Genomic DNA, 17,940 nt, shown 5'->3' on the forward strand with positions numbered 1-17,940 from the left:
CTCCTTTCATGCCATAAAAATGGTTAGAAAGCCTTGAACGTCTGACCGGCCTGACGACCTCAGCTCCGTTTTGTCTCTTGCTGTTCGCGGTAGAACGCCATGATTGCGGTCGCCATCGCCTCCAGCGAAAACCGGTCCTGCATGATTTCTCGATCCGGCATTGCCGCCGCGAACCGCTCGGGCGCGGCAAGTAGCGCCGCCATGCGATCGGCGATCGAAGCTTCATTCGGTGCCATCAGGGCAATCGAATCCGGACCAAGAATTTCCGGTATTCCGCCGACGAGTGTGGCAATCATTGTCCGGCCCGCCGCAAGGACTTCGAGAACCGTGTAGGGAAGCGCTTCCGCCCTTGAGGGTTGTACGACATGGCGTGCCAGGCGCATTGCCTCTCGGATCGGCATCGGATCGCGAAAGCGGATGAGGTGCGACAGGCCGCGCTCGGCCACCGCCTGTTCGAGCGCCTGACGGTCAGGCCCGTCTCCCACCATGACAGCGCGAGGCTGTCTGGCCGTATCGTTCTCCACAAGTCTGGAGAAGGCGTTGACGAAAAGGTCCGGTCCTTTCAGGTCCCGCATCATGCCGATGAACAGGAAGTCGGCCGCATCGCCATTGAGAGGAACCGGCTCGAACTCCGCTCTTGAAACGCCGTTATAGACGAGGCGGCTTGCGCAGCGCGGCCTGCCCACCTTTCGCAGAAATGCCTGCCGTTCATATTCAGAGACGAAGCAGATTCCGTCACAGATCCGTGAAAGCTGCCGCTCCGCTCGCGCGAAGAACTTTCCCTCTCGTGTCGCTTCGTCATAGTGAAGGCTCCCGCCATGAGGCGAATAGAATCGCAGTGGCCGGCCGCCGAGGCGAGGCAATGTTCCCAAGATCCGGCTATACGCACCGCCCTTTGCGCCATGGCCATGAATCAGGTCGGGCTTCAGTTTTCCGAGGTGTCGGTGGGTATCGAGAAACGATATTAGATCTCTCGGGCTGATGTTGCGCTGCATGTGGAACCGGTGAACACCAAGGCTGATCTGCGAGGCCAGATCATCCAATGCTTGGTTCTCGAAGGCGGTCCCCGTGTTGGAATCACAAATGATACCAACCTGATGGCCCATCAGTTCCTGTTGATGCGCCAGGTCGCGGACATGGCGGAATATGCCGCCGACGGGCGAACGGAAGCAGTGAACGATGCGCATTGGCCTGCCGTCACTAGGAAGAGGATCAGAAGAGCCTTTCGCGCACATAGAGCGTGTCCCCGGGCAAAAGGGGATCGGAAATGGGAACACGGCCCGTCATGATCTCTCCGTTGACCGATCGCGTAATGTCGACCGAGCCCTGATAGGCGCGGGGGCTGAAGCCGCCCGATGCGGCAATCGCCTTCTGCACTGTCATGCCCGGTACATAGAGATACTGCCCGGCGGCGCCAACTTCGCCCATCACGAAGATCGGGCGATAGCGCTCGACCTCCACCGCAACATCCGGATCGCGCAGGAAACCGTCGGCAAGCCTGGCGGCGATATCCAGTTCCAGCTCCTGGGCTGTCCGTCCCCGGGCAGGGACGTTGCCAACAAGCGGAATGGATACATAGCCGGCCTGATCGACGGCATAGCTTTGCGACAGATCGGCTTCTTCATAAACGAGAAGACGGATCGTATCACCAGAATCAAGGCGGTAGGGCTCCTGCAACGCCGCGTGGAAGGCCGCCGGCGCCGGCCTGTAGTGCGAGCAGCCGGTCACCGAAAATATGACGGCGATCAAGAGCAGAAACAGACGGTTTGGCAGCATTGAAAACGGTCCCACACACACGCCACACTCGTTACAAGTGGCGGATCACAACCGTTATCCTTCTCTTAGGGTTAAGAGCAGGTAAAATGCGGCAGGTTTTAGGGGTTCACCCGCGATCTTAACCGCTCCGAAACCACCCTTCTTTACCTTAAGTGCTCTATTCGGAGTGCGATATGCGTCAGGTTTCTCAACATCAGCAGGATGTCGACCTCGATATGGGAGCGCTGTTTGGCGCCCTCTGGGTCCATCGACTGAAAATAGTTCTCGCCATCCTGCTTTGTACCGCACTGGCGGTTTTCGCCGTTCTGGTCCTGCCCAAAAGCTACCGGAGCGAAGCCCGCCTGATCGTCGAGACGGGCGAAAGTGTCTTTACGCGTCCGAATGCGGCCGATCAAAGCGCGCTCGATGCACAGGCCGTCGAGAGCCAGGTGGCGCTGGCCACCTCGACCGAGGTCTTGAGCAATGTCATCGATCGGCTGAATCTGGCCGAGAACGATGAATTCCGCGATAAGCCGTTGCTACCCTTCTTGCCGCATGAGGAGACCGATCCGCTTGAGCGTCTGCGCCAGCACATAGGCGTCTATCGTGTGGCGAACTCGCGGGTCATCGTGATCGAATTCACGGCCGAAGACCCGGAACTTGCCGCAGCCGGGGCAAACGCAGTGGCCGATGAATATATTGCCGTGCAGGCCGAGGCGAAGGCGCAGAACAATGCTTCGGCGACCGCATGGCTTTCCCCCGAGATCGAAGAGCTGCAGGACCGTGTTCAGGCGGCTGAGGGGGCGATTGCGGCTTACCGTGCCGAGAAGGACATTCCCTCGACACGCTCGAACGGAAATCTTGCCAGCCAGCAATTGTCGGACCTTTCGGCCGAATTGACCCGTGTGAGAGCCGAGGCCTCGGACGCCGCCGCGCAGGCTCGTGGCGTGCGCGAGGCCATAGAGAGAGGGGAGGGGATCGATACCCTTCCGGCCGTCCTGCAATCGCCGGTGGTTCAGAACCTGCAGGATCGCCGGGGCGAACTGACGGGCAACATTGCTGAACTGTCCTCCCGCCTTCTGGATAATCATCCGCGAATGCGCGGGCTCCGCAGCCAGTTAGCACAGCTCGATCGTCAGATCACGGCCGAGGCGCGCAGGGCAGCCAATGCTCTGGCAGCGGAAGCGGAAACCGCCCGTCTGCGCGAGCAGGAACTGACCGATCGCATTGCGGGATTGAAGGCTGAATCTGCGAGGGTCGACGAGGATGAAGTGGGCTTGCGGGCTCTCGAACGCGAGGCGGCTGCCCAGCGTGATCTTCTGGAAAGCTATCTGGCACGCTATCGCGCTGCGCAATCACGCGATGCGGCGGACTATCAGCCCGTTGATGCTCGCATCTTTTCGCGTGCGACCGTTCCAAATTCGCCGGTTTTCCCGAAGCCTGTGCCGATTATCGGGGCGGCCTTCGCGGGAAGTCTTCTTCTGGCTGTCGTGGCGGTACTGCTGACTGCGCTGATGAGCGGCCGCGCGCTGCGGCCCTCCGGCGTCGTGATATCGGAAAGAGAACGGCTTGAAGAATCCGAATATTCTGCCGCGGATGCCGTTCCGTCGGCTCGTAGCAGCCGCAGAGGTGCAGTGTCGCCCGGGCTCGTTCCCGCTTCGGCGGATATTGCACCTGCTGCCTCGGAGCCGAATGTGGCGGTCGCAACCACCGCCGAAGAGACGGTGGCGATCCTTGCTCGTACCGGCGCTTCGCGCGTGGTTTTCGTGAGCCCGGAAGGCGATGATGCCGCCGCTGTTGCCATTGCGGTCTCTCGTACGCTCGCCGATGCCGGCCTACGGGCGATCCTCGTTGACCTGACTGAAAGCGCGGCGGCATCCACCCCGCTGCTTGATGGCGAGGACGCGCTGGGCATCATGGACGTTCTTGCCGACAAGGCGACCCTTTCGCGGGCCGTGCGCGGTGATCGCTATTCCGCTCTTTCCGTCCTGCCTTTCGGGCAGGCCGCTCCGGCCGAAGCTGCAAAGCAGATCGATAGACTGCCGGAGGTGCTTGAGGCGCTCGAAGATGTGTTCGATATGGTCCTCATCGAAGCCGGCGCCGCTGATCCCGAAGGAATCGACAAATTGCGCTGCGACGACGCGGAAATCGTCATTTCCGTGATGGAGGCTGACGAACGCCTGATCGAAGCCGACGTTCGGCGATTGCACCGGGCGGGATTCCGGAACTTCACCATCGCCACCTGCACCGAACTGAAGCAGCAGGCCGAAGAGCTCGAAGGCGCCTGAGCTCGGCTCCGGCTGTTTAACGGCCGGGCCGTATCCGCCTGATGATCTTCATTGCCGAAGCGTTCGACTTGACCTTCCGCTTGGCTTTTGCTGCGGCCCTATGGGCGAAGGCGTGCGCCCGCCCTGTGATCGTGATGCCCAATGCGATGTCGAACAACTCGGTGCGTGTATCGCACCAATGGTGCTTGTAGAATTCGTCGCCGACCGAAAAATCATAGTAACGATAGCCGGCTTCGGCGGCGCGCTGAATGGATTCATGGTGCATGTAGAGCGAGGGGCTGACGGAACGCACCTCCGTCTCGATCGGCTCGAACGCGGAAAATTCGCACACCATGCGATCCGGCAGGAGGCTGTGTCCTGCAATGGCGATCGGTCGGTCATTGACGGACAGGACGGTGACATCGAAGCACGGGTGGTCGAGAGCCACTTCTTTCAGTGCGAGACGCTGGAAGAAGGACTGGATCCGCGGCTCTGCAAAGACGTCCTTGACGCCGAGTTGCTCGAAGCGGCGCGCCTTCATCGCATAAAAATTGTTCAGGGCTTCCGCGATCTGCGGAGCCCCTTGGACGACCTCGACCTTGACGGGACCGATCGTGGCGAAAGCATCATGGTCCTGGCGGTGCTTCTTTCGCTTCTTCTTGCCGGCATTGCGCTTCATCCATGCGTCCCACCCACCTTCGACGTCTGCTGCGAGGTCTGGATCCACACTCTGGTTCGTCGCGAAGGGGAGAAGGGGATTGGATCGGCCACTCATCTGCGGCTGCATCCGCTCAAGAAGCAGGGCATCCACGCGATGGCCGTTGGCTCGCAGAGCCTCTGCGAGAGTGGCTGGATCGATATCGCCGCATCCGCCTTCTGCAAGCGCGGGAAAGCTGCCATTCGCGTGTGAACCGCCGGGAAAATGGGCCACCTCAATGCCACGTCGGCGGCTGACCTGTAGAGGCAGCGACAGGCGCGGCTGCTTCTGGTCGTACAGCACCGCGTAGAATATCGGACAGCCGTGCATTTCACCCCATGTCCGTGCCCAGAACGGACCTTGCGGCGCGCCATAAGCGATGGCCTTGGAAGCGAAAGCGCGGTGAAAGGCATGCCCGTCCGTGCCGCCCAATATGCGCCAGAAGGGAGCCTTCAAGCCGGTCTTGCCGCGTTTGGCAAAGAGCTTCGATGCTTTGCTGTCGTTGTTTATCATGCCGCTCGATTAGAAATGGGCGCACGGATGCGCGATACCGGTTCGCACACCACGCTAACTGATTCTTCCTGAAGTAATGGTGTCGCAGAACAGGCAGATAAGGGGACGGTGAACCCCTTCCGCCCGCATTGATCTTCTAATTTCTGTTTTTCCCACGCGGACGATACATCCAGCGCACCACCCACATGGCGGGCAATATCCAGAATAGGCCGGTCGTCGCAAAGAAGATCAGATGGGTCAGGCCGCTCGATTCGGCCAGCCGCGCTGAGGCCACCGCAACGGTCAGCCAAGCATAGACCAGCGTGAGAAGAATCAGGAGGATGGAACCGACCAGAGTGCGCAGATTGGGACGCATGGGACAGGCCTGTGATATGAGAGCGAACAGTGCCCCGGCTTGAAAACCATTTCGCGCTGCGGCACAACCCGCACAATTCAGCCCTGCCGAAAGGATTGCCCGGCCATGGCCGTTTCTTCCCTAACCGCCCGTGACTTCGATCCTGTGGCTGCGATCCGCAAGGAAGAGAGAAACCGCGCGCAGATACGCACTTGGCTTTATCTTGTTCTCGCTCTCATTTTCGCGCTCGTGCTGGTCGGGGGTGCCACGCGCCTGACCGATAGCGGCCTGTCGATCACGGAATGGCAGCCTATTCACGGCGTAATCCCGCCGTTGAGCCAGGCCGAGTGGCAGGAGGAGTTCGAGAAGTACCAGCAGATTCCGGAATATACCGAAATCAATGCCGGCATGAGCCTCGGCGAGTTCAAGACGATTTTCTGGTGGGAGTGGGCGCACCGGATTCTGGCGCGTGGCGTGGGTCTGGTCTTCGCGGCGGGACTGGTGGGGTTCTGGGCGCTCGGCAAGGTGGAAAAGCGCATCTTGCCGAGGCTGATCGGCATCTTTTTGCTGGGAGGGCTCCAAGGCGCCATTGGCTGGTGGATGGTCGCATCAGGCCTCACCGAAAGAACGGACGTTTCGCAATATCGTCTCGCCATTCATCTGACGACCGCCTGTCTGATCTTCACAGCAACCATGGTCGTGGCGCGGGGCCTTGCGCCGCATAGCGACGTGAAGGCGTCCAGCGGATATCAGAGGGCGGCGGGTTTGCTGGTCTTTCTTGTCCTGATCCAGATTTTCCTCGGCGGCCTGGTGGCCGGGCTCGATGCCGGCCTCGCCTACAACACCTGGCCGAGAATGGACGGCGCATGGATACCGTCCGGGCTCGATACGCTCGAACCCCTCTGGCGCAACTTTTTCGAGAATCCCAAGGCCGTCCAGTTTATCCACCGGGTCAGCGCCTATGTGGTTTTCATCGCCGTCATCTGGCACGCGATCGCCGGTTTCCAGGGCGGTAATTCGACTCATGCACGGCGTGCCGCGGTATTGTTGGTTCTCGTACTGGCGCAAATGGCGGTGGGTGTGGTCACTCTGCTCTGGGCTGTTCCCATCCACGCCGCACTCACCCATCAGGGTCTGGCGCTGATCGTCCTCGGCTGGAGCGCAGCGCATTGGCGCGGCACGAAGGGATCCTATCCCTCGCAGACGCGCGTCGAGGTCGAGCCGGAAAACAGCGGATGGGCCGCCGCGAGCGCTTGAGCGGCCGCAATCAGCCTCGGAGCATCAGGTCGAGGTTCTGCACTGCGGCGCCGGAAGCGCCCTTGCCGAGATTGTCGAGCGATGCGACCAGATTGACCTGACCGGCGCCCTTCGTGCCGAAGACATGGAGGCGCATACGGTCGGTGCCCGTCATCTCTTCCGCATCGAGACGGCCGAGCGTATCGGCCTCGCCAAACGGCGCGACCTCCACTTTTCCTCCTTCGCCTGCATAGTGATCGGAAAGCACGGTATGGAGACGCTTCATGTCGACGTCATCGCCCAGCAGGTCGAGATGCAGCGGCACATTGACCAGCATGCCTTGCGCAAATCGTCCGACCGCCGGTGTGAAGATCGGCTTTCTGGTTATCCCGCCATGCATCATGATCTCGGGCAGATGCTTGTGCGAAAGCGTCAGTGCATAGGCAAAATGATTGGCGGCAATGGCGGCCTCGCGTGACGCGTCTTCCATTTGCGCGATCATCTGCTTTCCGCCGCCGCTATAGCCGGAAACCGCATTGATGGTCAGCGGGTAGTCGCGCGGCAGCAGGCCCGCTTCCGTGAGCGGCCGCAGCAAGGCAATGGAGCCTGTGGCGTAGCATCCGACATTGGCGACGCGCTCGGCGGCGGCGATCCGCTCGGACTGCCCGGACGTCAGTTCCGGAAAGCCATAAACCCAGTTATCCGCAGTCCGGTGTGCGGTGGACGCATCGATGAACCGTGTGCCTTTTCCCTCTGCCAGCGAAACGGCTTCGCGGGCTGCATCATCTGGCAGACAAAGAATGGCAATGTCGGCTTCCTGAAGAAGTGAGGCGCGCTTACCCGCATCCCGCCGGTCTTCCATCGCAAGCGAAAGCAGCGTCAGATCGTCGCGCTCGGCAAGGCGCTCGCGAATCTGCAGCCCAGTGGTGCCATGCTCGCCGTCGATGAAGATCTTCGCAGTCATGATTCGTCCGTCCGCTGTCTCGATGGGTGGCAGATACGTGTTTTCGCTCGCCATGCAAGCGATGCCGCTGATATCTAGGTTGCAAAAGAAAAGGCCGGCTGCGAGAGCCGGCCTTGTCCAAGAGTCTGCTCCAAAAACGCTTAGCGCTTGGAGAACTGGAAGGACCGGCGGGCTTTCGCGCGACCGTACTTCTTACGCTCGACCACGCGGCTGTCGCGGGTCAGGAAACCACCCTTCTTGAGCACGCCGCGCAGGGCCGGCTCGTAATGGGTCAGCGCCTTGGAGATGCCGTGACGGACGGCACCGGCCTGACCGGACAGGCCGCCACCAGTGACGGTCGCGACGATATCGTACTGGTCGGCACGTTCGGCCGCGACGATCGGCTGCTGCAGCACCATCTGAAGCACGGGACGAGCGAAGTATTCGCCGAATTCCTTGCCATTGACGGTGATGCGGCCGGAGCCCGGCTTCACCCAGACGCGGGCTACCGCATCCTTACGCTTGCCGGTCGCATAGGCGCGGCCATGAGCGTCAAGCTTCTGGACATGAACCGGTGCAGAGTTCTCGGTCGTCGTTTCGACGCCGATGGCTTCGCCCAGTTCTTCGAGAGAGTTCAGTTCGGCCATTTCGGTCAGACCCGTTTGTTCTTGGAGGACAGGGCGGCGACATCCAGCGACTTCGGCTGCTGCGCCTCATGCGGGTGCTCGGCACCGGCATAGACCCGGAGGTTCTTCATCTGGCGGCGGCCAAGGGGCCCGCGCGGGATCATGCGCTGCACGGCCTTCTCGACGACGCGCTCCGGAAAGCGGCCTTCGAACATCTGCTTGGCAGTGCGTTCCTTGATGCCGCCGGGATAGCCGGTGTGCCAGTAATATTTCTTGTTTTCGTACTTGCGACCCGTGAACACGGCCTTGTCGGCATTGATGATGATGACGTTGTCGCCATCGTCAACATGAGGCGTGTAGGTCGGCTTGTGTTTGCCGCGTAGGCGGTTGGCGACGATGGAGGCCAGACGGCCGACGACGATGTTCTCAGCGTCGATCAGTATCCAGTCTTTCGTCACTTCCGCAGGCTTCTGCGAAAAGGTCTTCATGGTTTCGTCCTTTGAGAACCGGCGACGGGCCGGCGTTTCTTGTTGCTTGTATTCGCCCATGCTGATGCATGTTCGAACGAAACAATGGCCCGGACATTGAGCGCCGAGCCATCGATGCGGGGTCATTACGGCAGCCGACAGTGAAGGTCAAGCGCCTTTATCCGCGGTAAAATTGCTGTATTGATGTGATATCAATGACTTAGATATTATGGTATTATTTTACCGCCTCAATTTTGCGGCGGAATCGCATATGTGCCGGTGGCGTGGGCGGCGAGTTTGCCCTGGGAGATCATTTCCACTTCGAAGACCAATAGCGACCGACCGGCCTTCATGATGCGGCAGATCGCCTCGATCGAGCCGGCTTCGGCCTTGCGCATGAAATTGATGTTCACATTGGTGGTGACGATCAGTGGATCGCCGCGCACATGCGACAGGGCGCAGGCCCAGCCACCAATATCGGCAAGAGCGAAGAGGGCGGGGCCAGAGACCGTGCCGCCGGGGCGCAGATGCCTCTTCTCGGCGTGAAAACGGATGCGCACTTCGCCCGGCTCGACCGTCAACACCTCATAAGGAAAGTCGCTCGCATATTTACCAAAACCCTCGGCCATGATGCGCTGGACCTCGTCCTTGCCCAGTACGGGTTTGAGGTCGTTCTCCGGTTTCGCCATCCCTGTCTCCCTGTTGTCGGCACCCTATCTTGGCCGCTAAAGGCGGTGCAATCTTTCCGCCCTTATCCAGAGGGCCAAGTATCGGGAGCGACGAATGGGAGAGGTTCTGACCATCGAGAACGATGCAACGACATTGCGGGTGACGCAGGAGGGCGGAGTGCGCCGGATCGCCATGGCACGGCCACCGGCCAATGCGCTCAGCCTGGAGTTCATGGGACAACTGACCAAGGCTTTCGAAGAGGCTGCGGGCGACGAGGGTGTTCGCGTGGTTGTCCTCGCTTCCGATGCCAAGGTCTTTTGTGCCGGGCACGACCTGAAAGAAATGCAGGCGGCCCGCCAGGAAGCGGATCAGGGCCGCGCCTTCTTTGAAAAGACGTTTCTGCGCTGCTCCGATCTGATGCAGACGATCGTCAAGCTTCGGGTGCCGGTGATTGCCGAGGTCAATGGCGTGGCGACGGCCGCCGGCTGTCAGCTTGTCGCGTCCTGCGACCTCGCCATCGCTTCGGAAGAGGCGCGATTTGCGACTCCCGGCGTCAATATTGGCCTGTTCTGCTCCACGCCCATGGTTGCGCTGAGCCGCAACGTTCACCGAAAGCACGCCATGGAGATGCTGCTGACGGGCGAAATGACGGAGCCCACCCACGCCCGCGAAATCGGCTTGATCAATCGTGTGGTGCCGAAGGAATATCTCGGTCAGGTCGTTCAGAAATATGCCGAGACGATCGCCTCGAAATCGTCCTTCACCCTGAAGCTCGGCAAGGAGGCGTTCTATCAGCAGACGGAAATGCCGCTGAGCGATGCTTATGATTACGCGGCCCGGGTGATGGTTCAGAACATGATGGCGAAGGATTCGGAAGAGGGGATTGGTGCATTCGTCGAAAAGCGGACACCGCAGTGGAAGGACGAATGACCATGGCTGCGACGCCGCCTCTTCCGCCACGGATGACGCTCGTCACGCTCGGTGTCGCCGATATCGCTCGCTCGACGGCCTTTTACGAAAAGCTCGGCTGGAGCAAATCCTCTGCCTCCAATGAAAACGTGACCTTTTTTCATATGGATGGCACCAAACTGGGCTTGTTCGGCCGCTCGGCCCTTGCCGACGATGCGCGTGTCGAAAATTCGAGTGGCGGTTTTTCCGGTGTGACGCTCGCGATCAACTTCGATTCCGAGCAGGAGGTCGATGCCGCCTACGATCATGCCGTGTCGATCGGAGCGAAGGCCACCAAACGGCCCGAAAAAGTATTCTGGGGCGGCTATTCGGGTTATTTCGCCGATCCCGATGGCCACCTCTGGGAATTGGCGCACAACCCGTTCGCGCCTCTCGATAAGGACGGCCAGATGGAATTACCCGAATGAGAGATGCTTTTGATACCGCTTCGCACGATCAGTATGACAAGAAACTGATCGTCCGGGTGTTGTCGGAAACGAAGACCGTCGCGGTTCTCGGGGCTTCAGCAAATCCGGTACGGCCCAGCTATTTTGTCGTCAAATACCTGCTGGACAAGGGCTATGAGGTCTGGCCGATCAATCCGGGCCAGGCCGGCAAGCAGATTTGCGGCGCGATGACCTATGCCAGCCTGTCAGATCTTCCGGCCGCGCCGAATATGGTCGATATCTTCCGCACGCCTGATGCCGTTCCCGGCATCACAGACGAAATCCTTCCAATGGAGCGGCTGCCTCAATTCGTCTGGATGCAGCTTGGCGTGCGCGACGATGAAAGCGCGAAACGCCTTGAGGACGCCGGCATCACTGTCATCATGAACCGCTGCCCGAAGATCGAGTATGCCCGTCTTTCCGGTGAAATCAGCTGGAGTGGGGTCAACAGCCGCGTCCTGTCGTCGAAAAAGCCGGTCTCCGGGCATAAGGTCCAGAGCCTCGGTATAAGACGCGGCTAACAGAGGTTGGGAAAAGCAAAAAGCGGGCTCTTGCGAACCCGCTTTAAGGAGAGGGCCGGCCATTACATCCGTGGCTCGGTCCATTTCCGAAACATCATGATGCGCTAAGATGGTTAACAAAAGGTTAACGGTTGCAACGCTTCATGGCGGTCGTAATCGCGACCTTCGGAAATATTGCTCAGCGGCGCGGCCAGTTCTTCCGTGGTCCGCAATCCATCTTCGCTTCGTTATCTAAGGTGGTGATGTAACACCAAAATGACAAGAGCGTGGATGAATTGCGTCTGGCTGGACAAGGGCGCATCGGATCGCCAATGTCGCGCCGATTTCATTTCGGAGAATTATCATGACCGACCAACAGCCTGGTTTCTCGACCCTCGCGATCCATGCGGGTGCACAGCCGGACGCCACCACGGGCGCACGCACGACGCCGATTTATCAGACGACATCCTATGTCTTCGAAAGCGCCGATCACGCCGCTTCGCTCTTCGGCTTGCAGGCATTTGGCAATATCTACACCCGCATCATGAACCCGACGCAGGGTGTCCTCGAAGAGCGTCTTGCCGCTCTCGAGGGTGGCACCGCTGCTCTTGCCGTGGCCTCTGGCCATGCCGCGCAGCTTGTCGTCTTCCACACCATCATGGAGCCAGGCGACAATTTCGTCGCGGCGCGTAAACTCTATGGCGGCTCGGTCAACCAGTTCGGTCACTCCTTCAAGAATTTCGGCTGGGAGGTACGCTGGGGCGATGTCGATCAGCCCGAGACGATGGCCGAACTCATAGACGAGAAAACCAAGGCTATTTTCATCGAGAGCTTCGCAAACCCCGCCGGTGCGGTCTCCGATATCGAAGCCGTTGCCGCCGTCGCGCAAAAGGCGGGTATTCCGCTGATCGTCGATAATACGATGGCCACCCCCTATCTCTGCCGCCCGCTTGAACATGGCGCCGATATTGTCCTGCACTCCCTGACGAAATTTCTGGGGGGACATGGCAATTCCATGGGCGGCGTCATCGTCGATGGCGGCACCTTCGACTGGAGCGCGTCCGACAAATATCCGATGCTGAAAGAGCCGCGCCCCGAATATGGTGGCGTGAAGCTTCACGAGACCTTCGGCAACTTCGCTTTTGCCATCGCCTGCCGTGTGCTCGGCCTGCGCGATCTCGGTCCGGCGATCAGCCCGTTCAACGCCTTCCAGATCCTGACTGGCATCGAAACGCTACCTCTCCGTATGGAGCGCCATTGCGAAAATGCGCTGACCGTGGCCAAGCATCTGAAGGCCCACGACAAGGTGGAATGGGTGAACTATTCCGGTCTTGAGGAATCACCGAACCATGCCCTTCAGCAGAAATACGCGCCGAAGGGCGCCGGGGCCGTTTTCACGTTCGGACTGAAGGGCGGCTACGAAGCGGGCGTCAAATTCGTCGAGGGGCTCGAACTGTTCAGCCATCTCGCCAATATCGGCGATACGCGCAGCCTGGTAATCCATCCGGCCTCGACCACTCATCGCCAGCTCTCCGACGAACAGCGGACGGCGGCAGGAGCCGGCAATGAGGTGGTTCGCCTCTCCGTCGGCATCGAGAGCGTCGACGATATCATCGCCGATCTGGATCAGGCGCTCGCCAAGGCTTGATCCGCAGGGCGCTGCCACATCGCCTTGATGCATAGATGGCGCCGGCGGGATGGGGCGGCGAACGCCTTCCCGCCGGCGACGATTTGTCTCCCGACATAGGGGCTCGGGAACGAACAAAAGTTTGGTGGATACGGATCGTTTCTGACGGTGTCACTCTGTGTTGACGCCCTATCTGTTCGTCCGGACGAGAATTCGGACTTTGGAGCAGAACGCTGAGCGATAGCCAATCGAAAGAAGGCCTTCCTTCCGATCAACGGATCTGTGAGGCTGCCGATCGTCTCGAACCTTTGCTGATGATGCGCGGCGTCGTTGAGGACCGTGTGCGGCTTGCGCTTCTCGTCTTCCGCTCGAGCGAGGAAGCCAGCGCCAAATTGCTGACAGAGGACGGCGAATGGCCGGCGCGGGTCATCTTCTCGCGTTACGGCGTTGTCGCCGACCGCTATCTGTTCGACCTTCCGATCGGTTTGACGGAAGGATGGTATGAACTGGATGGCGCACGCGTTTCCGTGGCGACCGATTATGAGGGCGACGAGATGCGTATCGCCTTCGTGTCCTGCAACGGGCAGGAGCAGGGCGATCTCGATCGCAAGCGGGAAGATCGCAATACGCTCTGGTCGCGCCTGAAGACCGAACATCAAGCTGCGCCCCTTCACCTCCTGCTTCAGGGCGGCGACCAGATCTATGCCGATGAAATTTTGGACGCTCATCCGGCCACACGCCGCTGGGAGGATGATGACGACTATGCCGGCAACGACGTAACCGCCGAAGATCTCGAAAACATCCGAACAGCGCTCTCTCGTTCGCTCTTCGCCCGCTATCTCGTCTTGCTTGGCCATGACGAGGCGAAATCATTGCTCCGGTCGGTGCCGACCCTTTCCATGTGGGACGATCACGACATTTGCGATGGGTGGGGCTCCCTTGCCGAAGCGAAGCTGGATTCGCCTGTTGGGCAGACCGTCTTCGAGGTGGCGCGCGAGCACTTTCTGCTCTTTCAGCAGGCCTCGACGCTGGACGATCTTCCCGAGACAATGATGGAGCGCGCTGGAAGCGGGTTCGGCATGCATGTCGAATTGCCGGGACTCCACGTCGTCATCCCAGACTTCCGCTCGGAAAGACGACCGGATCGCGTCATGACCGAGGAAGGATGGCGCAGCTTCGATGAGTCGCTGAAGAGAGCTGCCGGCAGTCGGGTTCTCTTCGTTTCGACCATCCCTGTCCTCGGCCCTCGGCTTTCGCTCGTGGAATCGACGATGAACGTCATTCCAGGCGCGCAGAAGTATGAGGACGATTTGCGCGATCAATGGCAGAGCCGTCATCACCGCGCCGAGTGGACGAGAATGCTCAAGCGGTTGGTAAGAGCCAAGGATGAGGAGGGGACGGAGGTGACCATCCTTTCCGGGGAAATCCATCTCGCGACGCGCGGCACTCTGGCTTGCAATACGGGGACGGTCCACCAGCTCGTGGCATCGGGCATCACGCACGATCCGCCGCCACGGGGCTGGGCACGGACACTTGGCGCGCTCGCCTGGCTCGGCGATTCGCCGCTTCCGGACCACCCGATCAGAATGCGTTCACTGCCTGGCCATCCCCGGACCTATTGTGACCAGCGCAATTACCTGCGGCTATTGCGCAAGGACGGCCGTTGGAGAGCCTGGTGGGAGACGGAGGAGGACGGAACAAGCGAGCCGCTCGATCTGGGATCGGTCGATCACTCCGTCTGACCGCGTTCGCCTAACGGCAATGGCCGCGTAATGCGACAGTCTTCCACTGTGTTGAGGCCTCGCGCACCTGCACTGTTTCCGTAACTGTTGCGTATTCGGCGGGAATGGTATGGACGCGCTCGCGGGCCGGTTTGACGACGACGGTCTGCGCCACGCGCTCCCGGACCGCCGGAATAAAGACCTCCTCTGTCCGCGCCGGCTGAATGATCTCCTGGGTCCATTCGGTGCCGTATTGTGCGGGGATGACCTTGTAGGAAACGGTTGCCGGACGAACGGTGACTTGGCGCGCAACCGTTTTCTGGCGTGGCGGAAGTTTGATCTTGCAAAGTGTCCTCTTGCCGCCAATCACTCTCCACTCCCATCCGATGCCGCCTGGCACGGTGATCGTCTCGTGAACGGTCCGCACGACGGCCGGCATGTGCTGCGGTACACGCTCGGCGGGGCGGATCAGAACCTTCTTGCGGACAGGCCGGGTAACTGCGTCGACATAACGCCATTCCTTTCGGGCCGGCTGCGTGACCACGGTTTGCCATACTGTCTTCGTGACGGCTGGAATATGTTCGATGCTCTGGCGCGCTGGTGAAACCTGAACCCGCTTCGTCACCGTTTTGTATTGTGCCGGCCGGTGCTCGGCCTGATAGCACGACAGCGCCTTCCCACCCGCAAGGGACGGCGCGGTCGAGGTCAGGGCCAAGGCGCAACCGAAGACGCAGGCAACGGAACGGCGAAACGGTAGGAGGGAACGGTCTGTCATGCGGCGGAATCCTGTCCATGGCAGCGCGAAACGCGCTCGCTTCATGGTCAGCCTAACGCAGGGAAACCGTGTTTTGCTGCGGTCTGAAGGTCAACGTCGTGCAGGAAAGGTTACTAGTTCGAATTGTAGTGATCGAAGCTGTTATTCCGGCCCTTGTTATCGGCGGCGCTCAACCCTTATTTAGGAGTTCGCGGCTACCCCTGAAGAAAAGGGCGGAAAACAACGCTGCTCACCGCTCTGCGGGACGGATATTCCGGCCCGCTCCCCGTGCAACGCTTAAGGATTATAAATGAGAGACCCAGTCGAAACCGCAATGAGCCTCGTGCCGATGGTCGTTGAGCAGACCAATCGCGGCGAGCGGGCTTACGACATTTTTTCGAGGCTCCTGAAGGAACGGATCATCTTCATTACCGGCCCGGTCGAGGACGGAATGGCATCGCTGGTCTGTGCGCAGTTGCTCTTTCTCGAGGCGGAGAATCCTTCAAAGGAAATCAGTCTCTACATCAACTCGCCCGGTGGCGTTGTGACCAGCGGCATGGCGATCTATGACACGATGCAGTTCATCAAGGCGCCGGTGACGACGCTCTGCATGGGTCAGGCGGCCTCGATGGGTTCGCTTCTGCTCTGCGCCGGTGCGCCGGGTATGCGTTTTGCTACTCCGAATGCACGCGTGATGGTTCACCAGCCGTCGGGCGGTTTCCAGGGGCAAGCGTCGGACATCGAACGTCATGCCCAGGATATCATCAAGCTGAAGCGTCGCCTGAACGAGGTTTACGTTCAGCACACCGGTCAGGACTACGATACGGTGGAACGCACTCTCGACCGCGACCACTTCATGACAGCGGAAGAAGCGCAGCAGTGGGGACTGATCGACAAGGTTATCACGACGCGTGATGCCGTCGAAGGCGAGAGCGAATAAGCAACTGGCGGGCCGTTTTGCGGCAAAAAAGGCCCGTCTCACTTTCCAGCCCGTTGAATTGCCTGCATTGGCGAATTGTGATTGGGTTGGATGAATGAGTCCATTGGCGACCGTCAAGAGACGGTATTGCTGGGCAGCGAGAGGACGAACATATGAGCAAAGTCGGCGGCAACGGGGGCGGCGATTCCAAGAACACGCTGTACTGCTCCTTTTGTGGCAAGAGCCAGCACGAGGTTCGAAAGCTCATCGCGGGACCGACGGTCTTCATCTGTGATGAGTGCGTCGAACTGTGCATGGATATCATCCGCGAGGAGAACAAGAGCTCCATCGTCAAATCCTCCGACGGGGTGCCGACGCCACAGGAAATTCTTGAGGTTCTCGACGATTACGTCATCGGGCAGCCTTACGCGAAACGCGTGCTGTCGGTGGCCGTCCACAACCATTACAAGCGGCTCGCCCATGCGTCGAAAAACCAGGACGTCGAACTTGCCAAGTCCAATATTCTTCTGATTGGGCCGACCGGCTGCGGCAAGACACTTCTGGCGCAGACGCTGGCGCGCATCATCGATGTGCCCTTCACCATGGCCGACGCCACGACACTGACCGAGGCCGGTTATGTGGGCGAGGATGTCGAGAACATCATCCTCAAGCTGCTGCAGTCGGCCGACTATAATGTCGAGCGGGCGCAGCGCGGCATCGTCTATATCGATGAGATCGACAAGATCAGCCGCAAGTCGGACAATCCGTCGATCACGCGGGATGTTTCCGGCGAAGGCGTGCAGCAGGCTCTGCTGAAGATTATGGAAGGCACTGTCGCCTCCGTGCCGCCGCAAGGCGGGCGCAAGCATCCGCAGCAGGAATTTCTGCAGGTCGATACGGCCAACATTCTCTTCATCTGCGGCGGGGCCTTCGCCGGTCTCGACAGGATCATCTCCGATCGCGGGCGCAAGACATCGATCGGCTTTGCCGCCAGTGTCGAAAATCCCGACGACCGCAAGACAGGTGAATTGTTCCGTAAGGTGGAGCCGGAAGATCTTCTGAAATTCGGTCTTATTCCGGAGTTCGTGGGTCGTCTGCCGGTTCTCGCCACGCTCGAAGATCTCGACGAAGACGCGCTGATCCAGATTTTGAGCGAGCCGAAGAACGCGCTCGTGAAGCAGTATCAGCGTCTGTTCGAGATGGACGAAGTGCAGTTGACCTTCCATGAGGATGCGCTGCGTGCCATTTCGCGCAAGGCGATCGAGAGGAAGACCGGTGCCCGTGGCCTTCGGTCCATCATGGAGGGCATCCTGCTCGACACGATGTACGATCTGCCCGGTATGGAAGGCGTGCAGGAGGTGGTGATTTCCGAAGAAGTCGTCGCTGGCAATGCACAGCCGCTCTACATCTACTCCGAAAGCCGCAAGGAAAAGGGCAAGACCTCCGCTTGAGGCCGGGCTTTACCGAATGAATCGAGTGCGTCTCTTCGGAGGCGCCCTTTTCTTTTCCACATCCGGA

The 17,940-nt window shown here is 59.9% G+C and carries 18 protein-coding genes; 9 read left to right on the forward strand and 9 right to left on the reverse strand.

What is annotated here, in order from left to right:
• Nucleotides 1–59: 59 nt before the first annotated feature.
• On the reverse strand, nt 60–1,187 hold the full coding sequence (locus D8780_RS02980; RefSeq protein WP_121644292.1) for a glycosyltransferase family 4 protein: 1,128 nt from the start codon (nt 1,185–1,187) through the stop codon (nt 60–62).
• A gap of 25 nt (nt 1,188–1,212) precedes the next feature.
• Nucleotides 1,213–1,776, reverse strand: a complete 564-nt coding sequence (locus D8780_RS02985; protein ID WP_121644293.1) for a polysaccharide biosynthesis/export family protein — start codon at nt 1,774–1,776, stop codon at nt 1,213–1,215.
• A gap of 173 nt (nt 1,777–1,949) precedes the next feature.
• Here D8780_RS02985 and D8780_RS02990 point away from each other — a divergent pair, with 173 nt between their 5' ends.
• Nucleotides 1,950–4,043, forward strand: a complete 2,094-nt coding sequence (locus tag D8780_RS02990; protein ID WP_121644294.1) for a GumC family protein — start codon at nt 1,950–1,952, stop codon at nt 4,041–4,043.
• 16 nt (nt 4,044–4,059) lie between these two features.
• Here D8780_RS02990 and D8780_RS02995 read toward each other — a convergent pair whose 3' ends face one another.
• Together D8780_RS02995 and D8780_RS03000 are read right to left on the reverse strand one after the other, a co-directional pair.
• Nucleotides 4,060–5,232: a GNAT family N-acetyltransferase gene (locus D8780_RS02995; RefSeq protein WP_121644295.1), complete on the reverse strand. Its 1,173-nt coding sequence runs from the start codon at nt 5,230–5,232 to the stop codon at nt 4,060–4,062.
• Nucleotides 5,233–5,368: 136 nt separating this feature from the next.
• Nucleotides 5,369–5,587, reverse strand: coding sequence for a DUF2842 domain-containing protein (locus D8780_RS03000; RefSeq protein ID WP_121644296.1), 219 nt, complete (start codon nt 5,585–5,587; stop codon nt 5,369–5,371).
• A 105-nt stretch (nt 5,588–5,692) separates the two neighbouring features.
• Between D8780_RS03000 and D8780_RS03005 the strand changes: the two genes are divergently transcribed.
• A complete protein-coding gene (locus D8780_RS03005) occupies nt 5,693–6,823 on the forward strand; it encodes a COX15/CtaA family protein (RefSeq protein WP_121644297.1) in 1,131 nt (376 codons plus the stop codon).
• Between the two features lie 10 nt (nt 6,824–6,833).
• Here D8780_RS03005 and argC read toward each other — a convergent pair whose 3' ends face one another.
• The 4 genes from argC to D8780_RS03025 form a co-directional block, all read right to left on the reverse strand.
• Nucleotides 6,834–7,766 (reverse strand): N-acetyl-gamma-glutamyl-phosphate reductase, encoded by a 933-nt coding sequence (gene argC, locus D8780_RS03010; RefSeq protein ID WP_121646325.1) that lies wholly within the window; start codon nt 7,764–7,766, stop codon nt 6,834–6,836.
• 140 nt (nt 7,767–7,906) lie between these two features.
• Complete coding sequence (rpsI, locus tag D8780_RS03015; protein WP_121644298.1) at nt 7,907–8,392, reverse strand: 30S ribosomal protein S9; 486 nt, start codon at nt 8,390–8,392, stop codon at nt 7,907–7,909.
• Nucleotides 8,393–8,397: 5 nt separating this feature from the next.
• On the reverse strand, nt 8,398–8,859 hold the full coding sequence (gene rplM / locus D8780_RS03020; protein ID WP_121646326.1) for a 50S ribosomal protein L13: 462 nt from the start codon (nt 8,857–8,859) through the stop codon (nt 8,398–8,400).
• 227 nt (nt 8,860–9,086) lie between these two features.
• Complete coding sequence (locus D8780_RS03025) at nt 9,087–9,527, reverse strand: PaaI family thioesterase (RefSeq protein WP_121644299.1); 441 nt, start codon at nt 9,525–9,527, stop codon at nt 9,087–9,089.
• Between the two features lie 94 nt (nt 9,528–9,621).
• On the opposite strand from D8780_RS03025, the gene D8780_RS03030 reads away from it, so the two are divergent.
• The 5 genes from D8780_RS03030 (at nt 9,622) to D8780_RS03050 (ending at nt 14,770) form a co-directional block, all read left to right on the forward strand.
• The gene (locus tag D8780_RS03030) at nt 9,622–10,437 is read left to right on the forward strand and encodes an enoyl-CoA hydratase (protein ID WP_121644300.1); all 816 of its coding nucleotides are present in this window, start codon (nt 9,622–9,624) and stop codon (nt 10,435–10,437) included.
• Nucleotides 10,434–10,883: a VOC family protein gene (locus D8780_RS03035; RefSeq protein ID WP_121644301.1), complete on the forward strand. Its 450-nt coding sequence runs from the start codon at nt 10,434–10,436 to the stop codon at nt 10,881–10,883. The genes D8780_RS03030 and D8780_RS03035 overlap by 4 nt, the downstream gene beginning before the upstream one ends.
• On the forward strand, nt 10,880–11,422 hold the full coding sequence (locus D8780_RS03040; RefSeq protein WP_121644302.1) for a CoA-binding protein: 543 nt from the start codon (nt 10,880–10,882) through the stop codon (nt 11,420–11,422). Before D8780_RS03035 ends, D8780_RS03040 begins: the two co-directional genes overlap by 4 nt.
• Nucleotides 11,423–11,765: 343 nt before the next feature.
• Nucleotides 11,766–13,049, forward strand: coding sequence for an O-acetylhomoserine aminocarboxypropyltransferase (locus tag D8780_RS03045; protein WP_121644303.1), 1,284 nt, complete (start codon nt 11,766–11,768; stop codon nt 13,047–13,049).
• A gap of 293 nt (nt 13,050–13,342) precedes the next feature.
• Nucleotides 13,343–14,770 (forward strand): alkaline phosphatase D family protein, encoded by a 1,428-nt coding sequence (locus D8780_RS03050; protein ID WP_121644304.1) that lies wholly within the window; start codon nt 13,343–13,345, stop codon nt 14,768–14,770.
• Nucleotides 14,771–14,780: 10 nt separating this feature from the next.
• Here the strand turns inward: D8780_RS03050 and D8780_RS03055 are convergent, their stop codons facing one another.
• The gene (locus D8780_RS03055) at nt 14,781–15,524 is read right to left on the reverse strand and encodes a hypothetical protein (RefSeq protein ID WP_147440269.1); all 744 of its coding nucleotides are present in this window, start codon (nt 15,522–15,524) and stop codon (nt 14,781–14,783) included.
• A 289-nt stretch (nt 15,525–15,813) separates the two neighbouring features.
• Between D8780_RS03055 and D8780_RS03060 the strand changes: the two genes are divergently transcribed.
• Nucleotides 15,814–16,443: an ATP-dependent Clp protease proteolytic subunit gene (locus D8780_RS03060; RefSeq protein WP_121644306.1), complete on the forward strand. Its 630-nt coding sequence runs from the start codon at nt 15,814–15,816 to the stop codon at nt 16,441–16,443.
• Nucleotides 16,444–16,595: 152 nt separating this feature from the next.
• A complete protein-coding gene (gene clpX / locus D8780_RS03065; protein ID WP_121644307.1) occupies nt 16,596–17,873 on the forward strand; it encodes an ATP-dependent Clp protease ATP-binding subunit ClpX in 1,278 nt (425 codons plus the stop codon).
• Nucleotides 17,874–17,940: the final 67 nt, after the last annotated feature.

This window comes from Notoacmeibacter ruber, from assembly GCF_003668555.1.
Lineage (GTDB): Bacteria > Pseudomonadota > Alphaproteobacteria > Rhizobiales > Rhizobiaceae > Notoacmeibacter > Notoacmeibacter ruber.

Coding starts and splice junctions, on each gene's coding strand:
- D8780_RS02980 (WP_121644292.1), bottom strand. CDS start 1,187: ATGCGCATCGTTCACTGCTTCCGTTCGCCCGTCGGCGGCATATTCCGC.
- D8780_RS02985 (WP_121644293.1), bottom strand. CDS start 1,776: ATGCTGCCAAACCGTCTGTTTCTGCTCTTGATCGCCGTCATATTTTCG.
- D8780_RS02990 (WP_121644294.1), top strand. CDS start 1,950: ATGCGTCAGGTTTCTCAACATCAGCAGGATGTCGACCTCGATATGGGA.
- D8780_RS02995 (WP_121644295.1), bottom strand. CDS start 5,232: ATGATAAACAACGACAGCAAAGCATCGAAGCTCTTTGCCAAACGCGGC.
- D8780_RS03000 (WP_121644296.1), bottom strand. CDS start 5,587: ATGCGTCCCAATCTGCGCACTCTGGTCGGTTCCATCCTCCTGATTCTT.
- D8780_RS03005 (WP_121644297.1), top strand. CDS start 5,693: ATGGCCGTTTCTTCCCTAACCGCCCGTGACTTCGATCCTGTGGCTGCG.
- argC (WP_121646325.1), bottom strand. CDS start 7,766: ATGACTGCGAAGATCTTCATCGACGGCGAGCATGGCACCACTGGGCTG.
- rpsI (WP_121644298.1), bottom strand. CDS start 8,392: ATGGCCGAACTGAACTCTCTCGAAGAACTGGGCGAAGCCATCGGCGTC.
- rplM (WP_121646326.1), bottom strand. CDS start 8,859: ATGAAGACCTTTTCGCAGAAGCCTGCGGAAGTGACGAAAGACTGGATA.
- D8780_RS03025 (WP_121644299.1), bottom strand. CDS start 9,527: ATGGCGAAACCGGAGAACGACCTCAAACCCGTACTGGGCAAGGACGAG.
- D8780_RS03030 (WP_121644300.1), top strand. CDS start 9,622: ATGGGAGAGGTTCTGACCATCGAGAACGATGCAACGACATTGCGGGTG.
- D8780_RS03035 (WP_121644301.1), top strand. CDS start 10,434: ATGACCATGGCTGCGACGCCGCCTCTTCCGCCACGGATGACGCTCGTC.
- D8780_RS03040 (WP_121644302.1), top strand. CDS start 10,880: ATGAGAGATGCTTTTGATACCGCTTCGCACGATCAGTATGACAAGAAA.
- D8780_RS03045 (WP_121644303.1), top strand. CDS start 11,766: ATGACCGACCAACAGCCTGGTTTCTCGACCCTCGCGATCCATGCGGGT.
- D8780_RS03050 (WP_121644304.1), top strand. CDS start 13,343: ATGATGCGCGGCGTCGTTGAGGACCGTGTGCGGCTTGCGCTTCTCGTC.
- D8780_RS03055 (WP_147440269.1), bottom strand. CDS start 15,524: ATGACAGACCGTTCCCTCCTACCGTTTCGCCGTTCCGTTGCCTGCGTC.
- D8780_RS03060 (WP_121644306.1), top strand. CDS start 15,814: ATGAGAGACCCAGTCGAAACCGCAATGAGCCTCGTGCCGATGGTCGTT.
- clpX (WP_121644307.1), top strand. CDS start 16,596: ATGAGCAAAGTCGGCGGCAACGGGGGCGGCGATTCCAAGAACACGCTG.